We start from the raw sequence: 17,007 nt of genomic DNA on the forward strand, positions 1-17,007 counted from the left end.
CCGACCTCGGGCCCGGCCACCCGCCACCACTGACGAGATCCGTTGCACTGACCCCCACACGATTCCGCAACAGCCCGAATTGGCGAAACTGCGTGCACTAACTGGCCGCTCGGCGTTAGGCGCTAGGGCTTGATCCGGATCCTGCCCGGCTTGTAGAGCCCGCTGTGGGTGGCGGTGCCGAGCTCGATCTGCGCCGGTGTCGCATCGACGATGGTGTCGAACTTGCGCAGTGAGCCCCAATCACGGCCCCAGTCCTTGTTCAGGTACGCCGCCATCACACGTTGCCTTAGAAGAATGTCCGTGATGCCCAGCAGGCCGCCGTTGAGGCCGTCCTCCCAGGTGTCGGTGTCCTTCATCTTGGCGTTGTAGTCCGGCGTGATGCGGAACTTCGGGATCTCGGTGACGCCGTTGGCGTGCAGCATCGGGTGCTGGCACGGGAAGGCCAGTCCCACCGCCCAATCCATCAACACGGGCTGCTCAGAGCCGATGTACTCCTGCACGGTCTTGACCTCGGGCACCCGTGGCGGGGTGACGGCGATCCAGTCGCCGGGGGTCAGCGACTTGTCCTCGGCGATGATGCGCACGAATGTCGCGTCGGCCGGGATCTGGCTGCGGTCGAACCGCAGGTTGCGCCATGACGGGATGGGCCCGAGGTCGTACGGCACCAGCCGGCCCGCGGCCACCGGGGCACCTCCCGGTCCCGGACGGCCGTACTCCAGCTCGACGGTCTGGCCCTCGGTGCGGCCGTTGAAAACGCTGTTGCCCGTGATGGTTCCAGCGGCGGTGACGACCACGAGCGGGTGCCCGGCGTCGGCTGCGGGCAGCTGGTACCAGGCCGACGCGAGCTTGCTCTCCTGCTGGGCAGGCCCTTCCACGTAGCTGCCTGCCACCGGCACCCGAGCCGGATCCAGGCCGTAGGGCAGCGGCACGGTCGACCCGTTGATGCCCGGGGTCTTCAGCTTGGCCGCAGCATCCCAGTCCGCGTCGATACCCGGCATCGGCACCGTCAGCCGGATGGCCTCGGCGACAATGTGATCCGGCACGCCGTTGGGTGTGAAACCGGTCGGTGCCGTCCCGCCGAGTGGGCCCAGTGGGCCGTAGTCACCGGGCAGCGGCGTCAAGAAGCCGTTGTTGGTGTCGGGTTCGACCAGCACGTCGTCGGCCAACCCACAGCCACCGGCCAGCGCCTGCAGGTTCGACGACGCGTTGGAGTACGTCCCGGCTTGGCGCACAACGCCGTAGAGCATCGAGCCGACAAACACCACACACATGAACCCGGCCGCCACCGGCACGGGTGCCGTGGTCAGCAGCCGCGTCATCCTGCTCTCGGTGCCGGGTCGGAAATGCAGCCAGAACGCCCACAGCGCGGTGATGACGAACAGCGTGAAGAAGATGGCGCTCACGGTGATGCCACCGATGGCCGGCTTGTCGTTGTTGAACGGCACGCCGTAGCTGGAGACGTACCACCAGCCGTTGGTGGTGGCGAAACACAGTGCCATCACGAACAATACGGCCGAGGTGAACGCCATGCGGTTGCGCGCCGAACGCAGCACCACCGGCGAGGCCAGCACGGTGACCACCGCGGCCATCGCGGCGCCCACGGCGGCGAACAGGCCGAAGTGATGCACCCACTTGGTCGGGGTGAACATCAGGCAGAACATGGTCGCGAAGATGATGCCCATCAAGCGCCACACGGGTCCGCGGGCGACGCCGGGAACGCGCTTGCGCCGCAACATGATGAACATCGAGGTGAACAGGCTCAGCGCGGTGATGATGAAACCGAACCGGCGCGACAGGGAGCCGTCCACGGTCGGCAGGATCAGGTAGTAGTACCGCAAATTCTCGGTGTACCAGGCCTGGCTCGGACCGATGGCCGTGCGAATCCTGGTGGCTTCCAACACCGTTGCCAGCGTCTGGTCGGCGAACACCACAGTGAGGATCACGGTGCCCGCGGCCAGCAGCGGCAGCACCAGCGGCCACACGCCGACCCGCCGACGGCGATGCACCAGGATGCGCAGCAGGGGGCGGCCACCGGCCAGCAGCGCCGCCACGGCGATCAGGCCGGTCGGCTGGATACCGAGCGTGAACGCCGCCGCGATGATCGCCAGCGCCGCGGGAGTGAGTCGTTCGGAGATGATGGCCCGTTCGATCAGCACGTAGGTGATCAGCGCGCCGGTGGCGATCTGGCCCTCGGGACGCAGACCGTTGTTGAACGGCATCCAGGCGGCCATCAGCACCAGGCCGGCCGACCACAGCGCGGGCTTGCTCGCGATGACGGCGGGCCCGAGCCGGGGTAACACCTCGCGGGAGAGCAGCAGCCAGCACACCAGGGCGCAGATCAGGTCGGGCAGCCGCATCCAGATGCTGGCGTCACTGACGTGGGTCATCAGCGCCAGCAGGTTGTAGAACCAGCCGAACGGGTCTTCCGGGCTGCCGAACCAGCGGAAGTAGTTCGACATGTATCCGGCGTGATCGGCCACGCGGGCCATCTGCAGGATGTAGCCGTCGTCGGACGAGTTGGCGCCGATCACGTGCCACACCAGGAATCCGCCGACCACCACCACGTCGACCGCAGTGAACGTGCGCCACCGCGAGGGGAGCACGCTGTGCATCCGGCGGCCGTCGAGCCGGTCGAGACGCCACAGCGCGAGCACCGCGATGACGGTGGCCGCGATGCCCAGCAGCATCGCCGTCAGCTTGAGTGCGGTCGGTTTCGTGGTGAACCGGGTGTCGATCGTCGCGGACAGCGAAAGACCTTGCGGCGCAGGTCCGCTCAGCTCGGTGAAGACGCCGACGATCGACGGCCGCAGGTTCGGGTCGGCGAAGCCGGTGCGCAGCTCCTTGCCGTCGGTGCCGGTGAGCCCCACGAACGTGGCGAACGTGCCGGCCTCCGACGACGTGATCTCGATGCGCGAGCAACCCGGGGGCCCGATCGCTTTCTCCCGCGGCACACTCGCGATCACCACGTTGCGGTCGGTGACGTCGACGCGCTTGCTGGTGACGTTGACGAACAGCGCGTTGAGCGGAGCCTGCCTGCCCTCCTTGGGCGCGGTGCCGAACACCAGGCCACCCTCGGGCGGTAGCGAGCGGATCAGGTCACACGGGATCGTCGCCGTCATGTTGACCGGGGTCTCGGTGATCAGCGGCGCGGTGACGCTGTTGAGCTGACCGTGCTGGGGCCAGTTCAGCGTCGCCGTCGTCTGCACCACCGGCAGCAGCGGCGTCAGCGCCGAGCAGATGAACCCGATCAGCCCGGCGATCATCGCCACCCAGCGGGCCGTCTTCACGTCTTTCGCCGCGGTCGGCGCACTCTCGGCGGGCTTGAGTTCGGTCGCGGTCATGGCAGGGCCCGAATCGGTCCGGGCCGGCTGAAGCCGAACACTCGCTTGGTCCCTTGGTCGATGTGGGCGACCGGCGCCAGCTCAGGCGGTACCACCGGGTCGTATTTCTCGATCGAGCCCCAGTCCCGGTACCAGTCGTTGCGCAGGTACGTCGGAATGGTCGACGTGCGCAGCAGCGCCTGGATGAACAGGAAGGGGCCACCCTTCTGGGCGGACTGCCACATATTCGACGACACCACCACTTGCTTGACGTTGGGCAGGATGCGGTACTGCGGCAGCTCGGCGACACCGAGGTGCTCGGAGAACGGGCGCTGGCACGGGAAGTTCGCGGCGGTCGCGATGTCCATCATGATCGGCGTCTGAGAACCGAGGAACTGTTGCGCGGTCTGCAGGGTCGGCACCCGCGGCGGGGTGAAGCCGAACCACTGGTCGTCGCTGAGGTTCGGGTCGTCGGCGACGATGCGCGCGACGTTGGCTTCCGGCGGCGCCCACGCCAGCGGGAAACGCAGGTTGCGCCAGGCGAACTGGGCGAACACGTCGATCGGTTGCACCGAGTCCAGCGCTTGGTAGCTGCCGTCGGGACGGTGCACGCCCCACTGCAGCTTGAGCGACTGCCCGTAGTGGAACTCGTGCTCTTCGTCGTAGTACCAGATGGCACCGGCGGCCGCGACCGTGACGAGCGGCCGGTCGGGGCTGCGTGGCGGCAGCTGGTACCAGGCCGAGGTGGCCTTGGCGGCGACGGTGTTCTCCTTGTAGCTGCCCATCACCGGAGTGCGGGCGGGGTCGAGGCCGAACGGCAAGAACACGCGGGATCCGTTGACGCCGACCGGACCGTAGCCGCCACCGGTGCCCGCGGCATAGGCGATGCCGACGTTGGGCTTGTTGGGTGAGCCGTCGGAGTTCACGGTGCCGGGGTTGGCGACGACGGGTTTCGGCGGTTCGAGCGTGTCGCTGATCCCGTTCGGATTGAACCCGACCGGGTTCTCACCGCCGAGCGGTCCGTACTCGCCGTAGGTCTGGCCGGGCACCGGTTGCAGCATGCCTGCGTTGGTGTCGGCCTCCACCAGCACGTCGTCGGCCATCGCGCAGCTGGTGTTCGAGAGCCCCGAGGCCAGCGTCCGCACGTTGGCTGCCGCTGTGGTGTAGACGGGGTAGCGCTGGACAAAGCCCTTGGCCATCGAGCCGACCTCGAGCACGACCATGATGATGGCGACCACGAGCAGCGGTGTGGAGGCCAGCACGCGGTTGCGCCGGGTGTTCGCCACTTCGGTGTGCCCGGCGTAGTCGATGCGGAAGTGCAGCCAGCCGGCCAGCACACCCGTGATGATGGCCAGCACCAGGAACATCGACGTCACCGGATGCCCGGCGATCACAGGTTGGCGGTCGAACCACGGCACACCGTAGTTGCCGATGTAGAACCAGCCGTTGATGCCCGATGTGGCCCAGGCCAGCACGAACAGCAACGCCGTCACGTACAGCGCGAGGTTGCGTCGGCTGTGCAGTCCGACCAGGGCGAACGCGAACGCCGTCACCCCTCCGAGCGCACCGGCCAGCCCGGCGAACTCGCCGAACTGCACGGCCCACTTGGTGGGGGTGAAATGCAGCAGTAGCAGGCCGATTGCGGTGACGCCGAGCAGCCGCCACACCGGGCCGCTGGCCAATCCGGGCACCCGGCCCTTGCGCAGCAGCACGGCCATCATGCCGAACAGGCACAGGAGCATGGTCAGCACCGCGAACCGCCGCGTCAGCGAACTATCGACGGAATCTTCCACGGTGAGGAAGTAGTAGCGCAGGAACTCCTGGTACCAGGAGATGGTCGGCCCGACGGTGTATTTGATGCGGGCCGCTTCGGCGACGGTGGCCAGGGTCTGATCGCGGAAGACGATGACGAACACCAGGGCCGCCGAGCCGGCCAGGCCCGCCACTGCGGGCAGCGCGATGCGCCGGGCGCGGATGATGCCGACGACGGCGCGGGCGCCGACCAACAGCGGGGCCAGCGCGATGAGGCCCTGCGGGGCGAGCGTCACGCTGAACATCGCCACGATGATGGCAAGGCACGCAGGCCAGATCCGGTGGCTCGCGATCGTGTTTTCTATGAGCGCCCACACCGCGAGCACGCCGAACGCGATCAGCGGTTCGGGCCGCAGGCCGTTGTTGAACGGCAGCCACGCGGCCACGAACACCGCGCCTGCCGTCCACACCGCGATGCGGTTGGTGGCCATGCGACGGCCGAGCCTCGGCAGCACCCAGCGGCTCAGCAGCAGCCACGTCGCGATGCCTGCCAAGGTGGCGGGCAACCGCATCCACACGCCCGCGGTGCTGATCGCCGCCAAATGCGCGAGCACGGACTGGTACCAGTCGAACGGCGCTTCACTGGTGCCGAAGTAACGGAAGTAGTTGGCGTTGTACCCGGCATCGGCGGACACCCGCGCGATGGTGAGGTTGTAGCCGTCGTCGGAGGAGATGGCTCCGATGACGTGCCACAGCAGCAGTGTCCCGACGACGCCCGCGTCGGCGATCCACGTCGCGACCGGCACCCGCAGGAACCGGCGCCACGCATTCGGGACCCGTCTGCCACCGCGGCGGTCCAGCACGGCCAGCGCCACGATCGAGGCCACGACGCAGGCCACGCCGAGCACCATCACCAGCATCTTGAGCGCGGTCGGTTTGGTGATGAACCGGGTGTCCACGTCCACGCGGGCGGACAGACCCGCCTGCGGTCCCACCTTCAGCTCGGTGAACACCCCGGCCACCTGCGGCTTCTTCTCGACGGCCGCGGTCCCGGTGGCGCCAGGGATGCCTGCGAAGTCCGCGCCGACGCCACCGAGGTTGGCCCACACGTGCAGCGCACTGCAGGCGCCGGAGGCCACCGCGGCCCGCGGGGCCACCGCGGTGACGGTGTCGCGGAAGGCGACGAAGACGGTGTCGGCGGTGGCCCGGACGAACAGGCCGTTGCGGGTGGCGTCGATACCGCCGGGCGGGATGGTCGAGAACACCAGCCCACCGGCCGGGGGCAGGGTGCTCACAGCGGTGCACGGGATCGACACGTCGAGGGAGTGCGGGGCCCCGGACACCAGCGGCGCCGTGATGTCGGTGATGTTGCCGTCGGCGCCGGTGCCCTGCGGCCACAGGATGGTCGCGGTGGTTTGGCTGACCGGCAGCAGGGGTACCAGACCGCACAGCACCACACCGACGACGCCGGCGATGATCGCGATCAGGCGTGCGATGCGGGACCGATCAGTGGCTTCACTCGCTGTCTCTGGTTCATGTCGCTCATCGCCCGGCACGAGGCTCGATGGTATGCGACCCACATGTGAGCACCTGTCCGCCCTGCCGCATGGTCACCGACTCGTGACCGCTCAGCTGTGCCGCAGCGGAGCCGGGCTCCACCACCCGCTGCGGGTGGCGGCGCCCAGGTCGAGCCGGGCAGGCACGGCGTCGGTGTACCACGGCGTCAGCCGCTGCAACGAACCCCAGTCCCGGAACCAGTCGCCCTTGAGATAGGTCGGCACCGTCGCGGCCCGGAACATCAACTCGGTGATGCCCAGCGGCCCGCCACCCAGGTAGTCCATCACCGGGGAGTTGGCCTCCGCGCCGAACCGGTCTGGCAGGATGCGCCACTTCGGCACCTCGATCACGCCGTACTGGTGGCCGAACGGCCGCTGGCACGGGAAGGCCAGGCCCACCAGCCAGTCCAGCATCACCGGATCGGTCGAACCCACCACGTCCTGCAGGGTGCGCAAGGTGGGGATCCGCGGCGGGGTCACCGCGATCCAGTGCTGCGGGGCCAGGTCGTCGTCGGTGGCGACCAGCCGGATCTGGGTGGCCTCGCGCGGAATGGCCGCCATCGGCGCGCGCAGGTTGCGCCACGCCGGGGCGGCGCCGACGTCGGCGAAGCCGAGGCTGCCGCCGGGCCGGTCGGCCGCGGCCTGCTCGTCGGTGGCCCACTGCACCACGACCTCGCCCGCGTTGAACCGCCCGGCGGCCGAGACGACCAGCAGCGGCCCGGCGGTGTCGCGGTTCGGCAACCGGTACCAGGCCGAGCGCAGCGACGAGGGGATCTGAGTGCCCGCGCGCCAGCTGCCCAGCACCGGGGTGGTCGCGGGGTCCAGTCCGAAGGGCAGCCGCGCGCGCGACCCGTTGACGCCTGCCGCGGCGGTGGTGCCGCCCTCGGTGCCGCCTTCGGTGGCGGTCGTGGTGCCCGATTCGGTGTCGGCGAAGTTGGTGGAGCCGGGCTGTTCCATCACCGGGTCCGCCGAGACGTCCGACGGTATGCCGTTGGGGGTGAAGCCCTGTGAGGTGACCGCGCCGAGCGCCTGGCCGGACGGCTGGTCGATGGGTGTCAGCCCACCAGCGTTGGTGTTCTCCTCGACCATCACGTCGCTGGCCAGCCCGCAGGTCTTGCCGGTCAGCGCCTCCAGATTGGAGCGGCCCACCGACCAGGCCGGGTACTGGTCGGTCATCGCCAGCGTCAGCGACAACACCTCGAACATCACCAGCACCCATGTCGCGATCGCGAGCGGGGCCTGCGCCAGCCGTTGCCATCGGCCCGGTGGCCCGTCGGGGGACTCGTCGCGTCCGGTGAAGTGGAACCACGCGGCGAGCAACAAGGCCAGCACCGAGAAGCCCAGCAGGATCGTAGTGAAGCCGAAGTGCCACTGCGGGAACGAGTTCGACCACGGCACACCGAAGTTGGAGACGTACCACCAGCCGTTGACGGTCGCGAACGACAGTGCCGTCACGAACAGCACCGCAGCGCCGAACATGGCCCGGTTGCGGCGGGACTTCATCGCCGCGGCCGTCACCGCCACGGCGGCCAGCGCGCCCAGCGAGCCGGCCAGCCCGGCGAACACGCCGAAGTGGTGCGTCCACTTGGTGGGGGTGAACATCATCGCGAAGAACGAGATGATCGTGATGCCGATGATGCGCCGGCTCGGGCCCGCCGCGGTGCCGGGCACGCGGCCCTTGCGCAGCGACATGGCGACCGAAACCGCAAGCGCCAGAAGCAGAGTCAGCACGCCGAAGCGTCGGGCCACCGAGCCGTCCGGACTGGTGGTGAACAGCCGCTCGTAACGGATGTGTTCGTCGAACCAGGCCAGGCTCGGGCCCACGGTCGACTTGAAGGAGCTGGCCTGGATCTCACCGACCAGTGTCTGGTCCCGGAAGATCAGGATGATGGTGACGGTGCACGCGGCCAGGATCGGTGCCAGCAGCGCCAGATGCCCGAAGCGCGAAGTATGCCGGGCCACAATGGTTTTCAGCGGTCCGACGGCCACCAGCAGGGCGCCGACAGCGGCGATGCCGGTGGGCCCGGAGAACAGGGTCAACGCGCCGATGATGATGGCGATGGCCACCGGCAGCATCCGGTTGGTGGCCACGCCGCGTTCCACCGAACACCAGGTCAGCAGGATGCCGAGGGCGATGATCGGCTCGGGGCGCAGCCCGTTGTTCAGGGGCAGCCAGAACGCCAGGAACAACCCGGCTGCGGTCCAGGCCGCTGCCCGACTCTGTTTGACGGCATGCCCGAGTCGCGGGATGACCTCGCGGCTGATCACCCACCAACAGGCCAGTGCCATCAGCAGCGTCGGCAACCGCAGCCACGCACTGGCGGTGCTGACGTGCGCCCACAGCGCCAGCAGGTCGTAGTACCAACCGAACGGTGCCTCGGGGGTGCCGAACCAGCGGTAGTAGTTGGCCATGTAGCCGGCGTGTTCGGACACCCGGGCCATGGTCAGGATGTAGCCGTCGTCGGAGGTGTTGGAGCCGACGAAATGCCACCACACCAGCACGGCGCTGACCAGGCCGTCCAGCAGCGACACCGACCACCAGCGCGGGGGTAGGAAGCGTCGCTGTCGGACGCCGTCGGCGGCGTCGAGCACGTGCAGGGCACCCAGCGCCACGACGGTCATGACGACGCCGATGATCATCGCCAGCATCTTGAGCAGCGTGGGTGAGCTGCTGTACCGCGTGTCGATGGTGGCCGAGAACGTCAAACCCTGTGGCGCGGGGCCGGACAGGTCGGTGAAGACGCCGATGATCTGCGGGCGGAAGTCGTAGCCGCCGCGCTCACCGCGCAGCGGCGCGTTGGGATCCCGGGACGGATCGCTCGACGGTCCCTGGGTGAGCCCGACGAACTCGCCGGTCACCTTGTCGGCGTGCGCGGTGAAGGTCAGATACTTGCAGGCCGGGCTGAGCACCCGGTCCAGTGGGGCGCTGACCACCGGGGTGTTGCGGACGATGACCAGCAGGTCGTTGTTGACGCGTTCGATGAGCAGTCCGCGGTCGACGGCCTTGGGTGCCTGCTTGGGCACCGTCGACAGCAGCACGGTGCGGTCACGGTTGTCCGGGCCGGCCAGCCCCGCGGCGGCCTGGCACGGCACGTTGATGGTCAGATCGGTTGCGACGTACCCGATCAGGGGGGCGTTGACGCTCTGCCAGGTGCCGTTCTGCGGCCAGTTGAGCTGCGCGGTGGTCTGGGTGACCGGCAGCAGCGGGGTGGCGATGGCCATGATCGCGCCGAGCAGACCGGCAACGATGGCGATCAGCCGCGCTGTCCGGTGGTTGGCGCCCGTAGCGATCACGGGGTTTGATGCTATCGGCGCGTCAACGGCCATCGGGAGTCGCTTTCTGGTCAGGCTTGCGGATGGCCAGCACGAACGGCCCGACATCCGACAGGTCGAACCGCGGATCATGGAACAGCGCCGAGTTCAGTTCGACGTGATAACGGCGCACGTTGGGTTGGTTCGGGTAGACATCCGAGGCCAACCGCAGGGTGTAGGTATCGCCCGCGCCGCGGCGCATCAGGAACACCGTTGGCGCTTTCCACGGCAGTTCGTCGAGCGCCTTGATGAACTGGTCGGCGGTGCTCAGCGTGCCCCAGCCCTCGATGGTGCCCGCGCGTTCCTTGAACTGGGCCAGCGGGTTGGCGTAGTGCGACGTCAGCCCCTGGAATCCGTAGTACGGGTAGTACGACAGGAAGCTGTAGTCGGCGGTGAGCACCACGGTCTGGTTGCGGGGGACACCCGTGACCTCGAGGATCTTGGCGTCGACCGCGCGGTAGTACTGCTCGGCGCCGGGCGGTCTGCGGTCGGCCCGCACGCCCGTGCCGTCGGTGTCGGTGTAGGCCACGTTGATATCCGGGCGCAGCACGTCGGGGATGTCCTGGCTGAAGGTCAGCCCGCCGATCGTGCCGATCGTCGCGGCCACCGCGATGATGCGCCGCCTCGTTTCCGGCTGGTAGCGGCGCGCGATCGCGAGCGTCGCTTCGATGAACCCGAACGCGCCCGCGGTGGTCAACAGCACGGTCAGCATGGACTGCAGCCGGAACGACAACAGGGTGGTGCCGACGAGCGTGGTCAGCATCGACAGCAGTGACCAGGCGTAGATCGCGACAACGCCGAAGGCCAGTGCGCCCGCGCGTGTCGATGTGCGCGCTCGCACCACCAGCCACAGCGTGCCGACCATGCACAGCGCGCCGAGCAGCGTGAAGCTCAGCATCGGGAAGGTCAGCTGGGCCCCGGCATCGGGCAGGTAGTGCTGGGCGGTGCCTTTGTCGGCGGGGTGGCCCTTGGCCGCGGCGATCAGATACGGGCCCCACGTGAGCAGCGCGATGACGCCGGAGATCCCTGCGATGACTGCCAGCCGCAGCAGGGGGTCCCAATGCCTGCGGGTGGCCGCCAGCAGCAGGCCCATGATGGTCAGCGTGAAGGCGCAGTAGATGAAGAGCAGGGTGTAGAACAGGGCGGCGACACCGAGGAATATGCCGGTGCCGACGATCGCGGCCCACCCGCCGTTGCGGGTTTTGCCTCGTAGTCCCGACCACGCCAACACCAACACCGGCGGCAGCAGCACGGTGATGATCGCGGCGTACGGCTCGGTGGTGGAGTAGGCCAGCATCGCCGCCGTACTGGCCGTCGTCACGATCAGCGCGTACTCGAACCGGACCATGGCCGCCCACAGCACGAGGGCCAGCGCCGCGGCGATGGTGATGGAGCTGATGGCCCACGGCTTGAACATCTCCCAGGCCGGGGTCCCGGTGCCTGCGGCGATGCGGCCACCGATCCAGAACCAGCCGGCCGGGTAATAGGGCGGCAGCCCGAAGTACGTCATGTCGTGCAGGCCGGGGCTGTCGGCGAGCCGCGTCAGGTACTCGGTGCGGAACTGCTGGTCGACCGAAACCCCGAACAGGTACAGCTTGGTGGCGCCGAGCGGCATCGCGAGCGTGACCACCGAGAACGCCGACAGGAAGACCAGTGCGGCCAGCCGGGCCAGGGTGCGCCGACCCCGACGCCAGATCAGGCCGGACGCGAAAAGCCCTGCCAGACAAGCGAACTGGCCCACCGTGGTGAGCGCGTGCAGCTGGTTGGAGGTGTTGTAGGCCGGCCACTGGACCCGGGCGATCGCGGTGATCGAGACCCCGGCGACCACCGAGGCGATCAGCACGGCGATGACCATCTGGCCGATCACCCCGGCCGGAGTTTCAAGTCCTCCTCGCGTGCGGGGTGTTTCAAGTCCTCCTCGCGTGCGGGGTGTTTCAAGTCCTCCTCGCGTGCGGGGTGCTTCAAGTCCTCCTCGCGTGCGGGGTGGAGATCCGGCCGGCATCAGATGGGAAGCCTACGGAAGATGGGCCGCGGGATGTGCCGCAACACCATCATCACGTAGCGGAACGCCCCTGGCGCCCAGACCAGCTCCTTGCCCTTGGCCGAGGCGGTGACCGCCAGCTCGGCGACGTATTCCTTGTCGACGGTCAGCGGGGCTTCCTTGACGTGCGCGCTCATCCGGGTGCGCACCTGGCCGGGCCGGATCACCAGCACGCGGACACCGAACTCCCGCAGCGCCTCACCGAGGCCGAGATAGAAGCCGTCCAGACCGGCCTTGGTGGAGCCGTAGACGAAGTTGGAGCGACGCACCCGCTCGCCCGCTGCGGAGCTCATCGCGATGATGCGGCCGTAGCCCTGGGCCCGCATCTTCTCGCCGACCAGAACACCGACGGAAACGGCTGCGGTGTAGTTGATCTCGGCGATCTGCACGGCCTTGCGCTGGTTCTGCCACAACTCCTCGGCGTCGCCCAGCAGCCCGAACGCCACGATCGCGACGTCCACGTCACCCCCGGCGAAAGCCTTGTCGATGACCGCGGGGTGGCCGGCGGTGTCGACGGCGTCGAAGTCGATCACCTCCACGTCCTTGGCGCCCGCGGCGCGCATCTGAGCCACCGCGGCGTCGCGGCCCGGGTCGTCGGGCAGCGCGGCCAGCACGATGCGGGCGGGAGAGTCGCGCAGATAGCGCTCACAGATCGCCAGCCCGATCTCAGAAGTGCCGCCGAGCAGCAGAATTGTCTGGGGGTTACCTACGGCGTCGAACACCATCTAGCGCAGCTCCAAGCCTCGGGGGACATCGTGACGAGGGTACCGTGCGGCCTTTTTTGCAGACCCGAACGCCGAACGCCCAGGCCGGCGCAGTGCCGGCCTGGGCGTCCAGGTGGGTACGGATCAGACCTCGAGGTCGAACCGATCGTTGTTCATCACCTTGGTCCACGCCGCGATGAAGTCCTTGACGAACTTCTCGCGCGCGTCGTCCTCGGCGTACACCTCGGCCAGGGCCCGCAGCTGCGAGTTCGAGCCGAAGAGCAGGTCGACCCGGCTGGCGGTCCACTTGGGGGAACCGGTGGCGCGGTCGGTGCCGACGTAGGTGCCGTCATCGGCCGGGGCCGGTGCCCACTTGGTGCCCATGTCGGTGAGATTGACGAAGTAGTCGTTGGTCAGCTGACCCTTGCGGTCCGTCAACACTCCGAGGTCCGAGCCACCGTGGTTGGCGCCGAGCACCCGCAGACCGCCGATCAGCACGGTCATCTCGGGAGCCGTCAGACCGAGCAGGTTGGCCCGGTCGATCAGCCGGTACTCGGCAGGCAGGCTGTCGCCCTTGCCCACGTAGTTGCGGAAACCGTCGCCCTTGGGCTCCAGGTAGGCGAACGACTCGACGTCGGTCTGCTCCTGAGTGGCGTCGCCACGACCCGAGGTGAACGGCACCGCGACGTCGAACCCGGCGTCCTTGATCGCCTTCTCGAGGCCGACGACACCGCCGAGGACCACCAGGTCGGCGAAGGACACACCGGTGTCGGACGCGACCTGGATCTCCTCGAGCTTGCGGATCACCTGAGCCAGCTCATCGGGCTCGTTGACCTCCCAGCCGAGCTGCGGCTGCAGCCGGATGCGGCCGCCGTTGGCACCGCCACGCATGTCACTGGAGCGGTACGACGCCGCCGCCTTCCACGCGGTGTCGACCAGCTGCTGCACGGTCAGACCCGAGTCCGCGATGGCCGCCTTGAGCGTGGCGACATCGGCGTCGGACAGCGTCTTTCCGGCAGGCACGACGTCCTGCCACAGCCAGGTCTGCTTCGGCACCAGCGGTCCGAGGTAACGGACAACCGGTCCCATGTCGCGGTGCAGCAGCTTGAACCAGGCCTTGGCGTATTCCTCGGCCAGCTCTTCGGGGTGATCCAGCCAGCGGCGGGTGATCTCGCCGTAGATGGGGTCGAACCGCATCGACAGGTCGGTGGTCAGCATCGACGGGTGGGTCTTGCCGTTGCCCTGGGCCATCGGCACCGAGTTGGCCCAGCCGTTGTCCTTGGGCTTCCACTGGTTGGCGCCCGCGGGGCTCTTGGTCAGCTCCCACTCGTTGCTGTAGAGGATCTCCAGGAACGAGTTGTCCCACTTGGTGGGGGTGTGGGTCCAGGTCACCTCGAGGCCGCTGCTGACGGTGTCGTTGCCGACGCCCGGGTTGGCCCAGCCGAGACCCATCTGCTCCAGCGGGGCAGCCTCGGGCTCCACGCCGTTCTCGATGTCGGTGGCGCCGTGGGTCTTGCCGAAGGTGTGGCCACCGACGATCAGTGCCGCGGTCTCGACGTCGTTCATCGCCATGCGGCCGAAGGTCTCGCGGATGTCGATGGCAGCTGCCAGGTAGTCCGGGTTACCTTCGGGCCCTTCGGGATTGACGTAGATCAGGCCCATGTGGCTGGCCGCCAGCGGGTTCTCCAGCTTGGTGCGGTCACTGCCGGAGTAACGCTCCTGCGAGCCCAGCCACTCGTGCTCGGCGCCCCAGTAGATGTCCTCTTCGGGCTCCCAGAAGTCCGGGCGGCCGAATGCGAAGCCCGCGGTCTTGAAGCCCATGTGCTCCATCGCGCGGTTGCCCGCGTAGACGATGAGGTCGGACCACGAGATCTTCTTGCCGTACTTCTTCTTCAGCGGCCACAGCAGACGGCGGGCCTTGTCCAGGCTGACGTTGTCCGGCCAGCTGTTCAGCGGGGCGAAGCGCTGCATGCCGCGCCCGCCGCCACCACGGCCGTCCTCGACGCGGTAGGTGCCTGCCGCGTGCCACGACATACGGATGAAAAGCGGTCCGTAGTGGCCGAAGTCGGCGGGCCACCAGTCCTGCGAGTTGGTCAGCAGCTCATCGAAGTCGCGCTCGAACGCCTCGAAATCGAGGGTCTTGACTTCCTCGCGGTAGTTGTAGCCCTCGTCGGTCGGGTCGATCGCGGGCGGATTCTTCTGCAGGATCTTGAGATTGACGGCGTTGGGCCACCAGTCGCGGTTGCTGCCGCCCTCGACGGGAGGCTTGATCCGCATGGGGCAACCGCTTTCGGCGGGTTCGGTTTGAGCTTCACCAATGGGGGGATGGGTTTCGGCTTCAGCCATGACAAATCCTTTCCGGGCTGGTGCGATTGAAACGGTTATCCAATTGGAGCAATGGAACATTCGGGGCAGGTGCCCCAGTAGATGACCTCGGCTTCATCGATCTCGAAGCCATGGTCTTCTGACGCGGTCAGACAGGGGGCTGTACCGACCGCACAGTCGACGTCGGCGATGGCGCCACACCCACGGCACACGACGTGGTGGTGGTTGTCGCCGATCCGGGACTCGTAGCGAGCCACGGATCCGGAGGGTTGGATCCGCCGCACCAGACGCGCCGCGGTCAACGCGTGCAGCGAGTCGTAGACGGCTTGGTGGGACACCTCGGGCAGTTCGTCACGCACCGCACGAATGATGGAATCCGTGTCGGCGTGAGGATGCGCGTGGACCGCTGTGAGCACCGCTACCCGGGGGCGCGTGACTCGCATGTCGGCGGCCCGCAGCATCTGCTGGAAGTCCGCAGTCGTCGCCACGCACTGCAGTCTTGTCCCTTATCTGGAATTAGTCAAGAAAAACTTCGGGGACTGTCGTGGGGCGTTCTGACTACAGAAGTTCCAGCCGGCGCGCCATGTCCGAAGCGAACACGCCGTCGGGATCGACCTTGCGGCGCACCGCGATCCACTCGTCGATGCGCGGGTACATGGCGTGGAAGGTCTCGGCCGTGGTGCGCGAATCCTTGGCGGTGTAGAGCCGCCCGCCGAACTCCAGCACGCGGCGATCCAGGTCGGTGAGGAACTCGCCGACGCCCGGCTTGACCGGGAAGTCGACACAGACGTTCCAGCCCGGGATCGGGAAGCTCAGCGGCGCCTGATTGCCCTTGCCGAACAGCTTGAAGACGTTGAGGAACGAGTAGTGCCCGGAGCGCTGGATGTCGTAGATGATGCCCTTGAACTCTTCGACGGCCTCGGTCGGCACCACGAACTGGTACTGCGCGAACCCGGCAGGGCCGTAGGCGCGGTTCCACTCACCGAACATGTCCAGTGGGTGGTAGAACTGCGTCAGGTTCTGCACCTTGTTGCGGTACGTCCCGGACTTGCGGTACCAGAGTTCGCCGATGGGGCCGAAGGTGTACTTGTTGGCCAGCCCGTTGGGGAACACGTCGGGCAACGTAAGTAGTTGCGGCGCATCGAATTTCAGCGGGTTCTTCTGCAGCTTGGTGGGCAGCTGGTCGAGCTTGGCCAGCGATCCGCGGGAGATCGCGGCGCGGCCCAGCTTCGGCGGGGCACTGATCGCGTCGAACCAGGCCGACGAGTACGTGTAGTTGTCCTCACTGCCGTCGCTGTGGAAGGCGATGGTCTCGTCGAGGGTGTGTGTCACGTCGCCGTCGGCGATGAAATACGCAGTCTCCGTCGGCGTCATCTCGATGGTGGCGCGCAGGATGATGCCCGTCAGCCCGTTGCCGCCCACGGTCGCCCAGAACAGTTCGGCCTCCGGCCCGTCCGGCGTGAGCTTGCGCACCTCGCCGCCCGCGGTCAGCAGGTCCATCGAGCGCACGTGGTTGCCGAAGCTGCCCGCGCTGTGGTGGTTCTTGCCGTGGATGTCACAGCCGATGGCCCCGCCGATGGTGACCTGACGCGTGCCTGGCAGCACCGGAACCCACAGCCCGAACGGCAGGGCGGCCTTCATCAGCTGGTCGAGGTTCACGCCGGCGTCCACGTCGACGATCCGGGTCTCGGCGTCGATCGAGTGGATGCGGTTCAGCGCGGGCATGTCGATGACCAGGCCGCCGCCGTTCTGCGCGTTGTCGCCGTAGGAGCGGCCGAGCCCGCGCGCGATCACGCCGCGTCCGCCCTGCTCAGCGGCCCGCGTGACAGCCTTGACGATGACCTCGGGATCAGGTGTGGAGAGCACCTGCGCGACGGTCGGTGCGGTGCGGCCCCAGCCCATCAGGCGCTTGTCCGTGGTCGGGAAATCGGTGGTCGACATCGCTAAGGAGGGTACCGCGCCCAGGCGTCCACTCCGGCGCAGTCGAGTTTCGAACC

At 68.0% G+C, this 17,007-nt stretch carries 8 protein-coding genes; all 8 read right to left on the reverse strand.

Annotated features, from left to right (window positions below; translation table 11 throughout):
- Positions 1–122: 122 nt before the first annotated feature.
- Positions 123–3,341: an arabinosyltransferase domain-containing protein gene (locus tag BST13_RS30275; protein ID WP_083168783.1), complete on the reverse strand. Its 3,219-nt coding sequence runs from the start codon at positions 3,339–3,341 to the stop codon at positions 123–125.
- On the reverse strand, positions 3,338–6,628 hold the full coding sequence (locus BST13_RS30280; protein WP_211296219.1) for an arabinosyltransferase domain-containing protein: 3,291 nt from the start codon (positions 6,626–6,628) through the stop codon (positions 3,338–3,340). The genes BST13_RS30275 and BST13_RS30280 overlap by 4 nt, the downstream gene beginning before the upstream one ends.
- A 72-nt stretch (positions 6,629–6,700) precedes the next feature.
- Complete coding sequence (locus BST13_RS30285; RefSeq protein WP_083168784.1) at positions 6,701–9,955, reverse strand: arabinosyltransferase domain-containing protein; 3,255 nt, start codon at positions 9,953–9,955, stop codon at positions 6,701–6,703.
- On the reverse strand, positions 9,945–11,795 hold the full coding sequence (locus tag BST13_RS30290; RefSeq protein ID WP_083168879.1) for a galactan 5-O-arabinofuranosyltransferase: 1,851 nt from the start codon (positions 11,793–11,795) through the stop codon (positions 9,945–9,947). Before BST13_RS30290 ends, BST13_RS30285 begins: the two co-directional genes overlap by 11 nt.
- Before the next feature lie 146 nt (positions 11,796–11,941).
- Complete coding sequence (dprE2, locus tag BST13_RS30295) at positions 11,942–12,706, reverse strand: decaprenylphospho-beta-D-erythro-pentofuranosid-2-ulose 2-reductase (RefSeq protein WP_083168786.1); 765 nt, start codon at positions 12,704–12,706, stop codon at positions 11,942–11,944.
- 123 nt (positions 12,707–12,829) lie between these two features.
- Complete coding sequence (katG, locus tag BST13_RS30300) at positions 12,830–15,031, reverse strand: catalase/peroxidase HPI (protein WP_083168787.1); 2,202 nt, start codon at positions 15,029–15,031, stop codon at positions 12,830–12,832.
- A 35-nt stretch (positions 15,032–15,066) separates the two neighbouring features.
- Positions 15,067–15,471 carry a Fur family transcriptional regulator gene (locus tag BST13_RS30305; protein WP_083168881.1) on the reverse strand — a complete coding sequence of 135 codons (405 nt, stop codon included), beginning with the start codon at positions 15,469–15,471 and terminating at the stop codon, positions 15,067–15,069.
- A 97-nt stretch (positions 15,472–15,568) separates the two neighbouring features.
- Complete coding sequence (gene dprE1, locus BST13_RS30310) at positions 15,569–16,951, reverse strand: decaprenylphosphoryl-beta-D-ribose oxidase (RefSeq protein WP_083168789.1); 1,383 nt, start codon at positions 16,949–16,951, stop codon at positions 15,569–15,571.
- Between the last annotated feature and the right edge of the window lie 56 nt (positions 16,952–17,007).

It is taken from the genome of Mycobacterium aquaticum, from assembly GCF_002086485.1.
GTDB lineage: Bacteria > Actinomycetota > Actinomycetes > Mycobacteriales > Mycobacteriaceae > Mycobacterium > Mycobacterium aquaticum.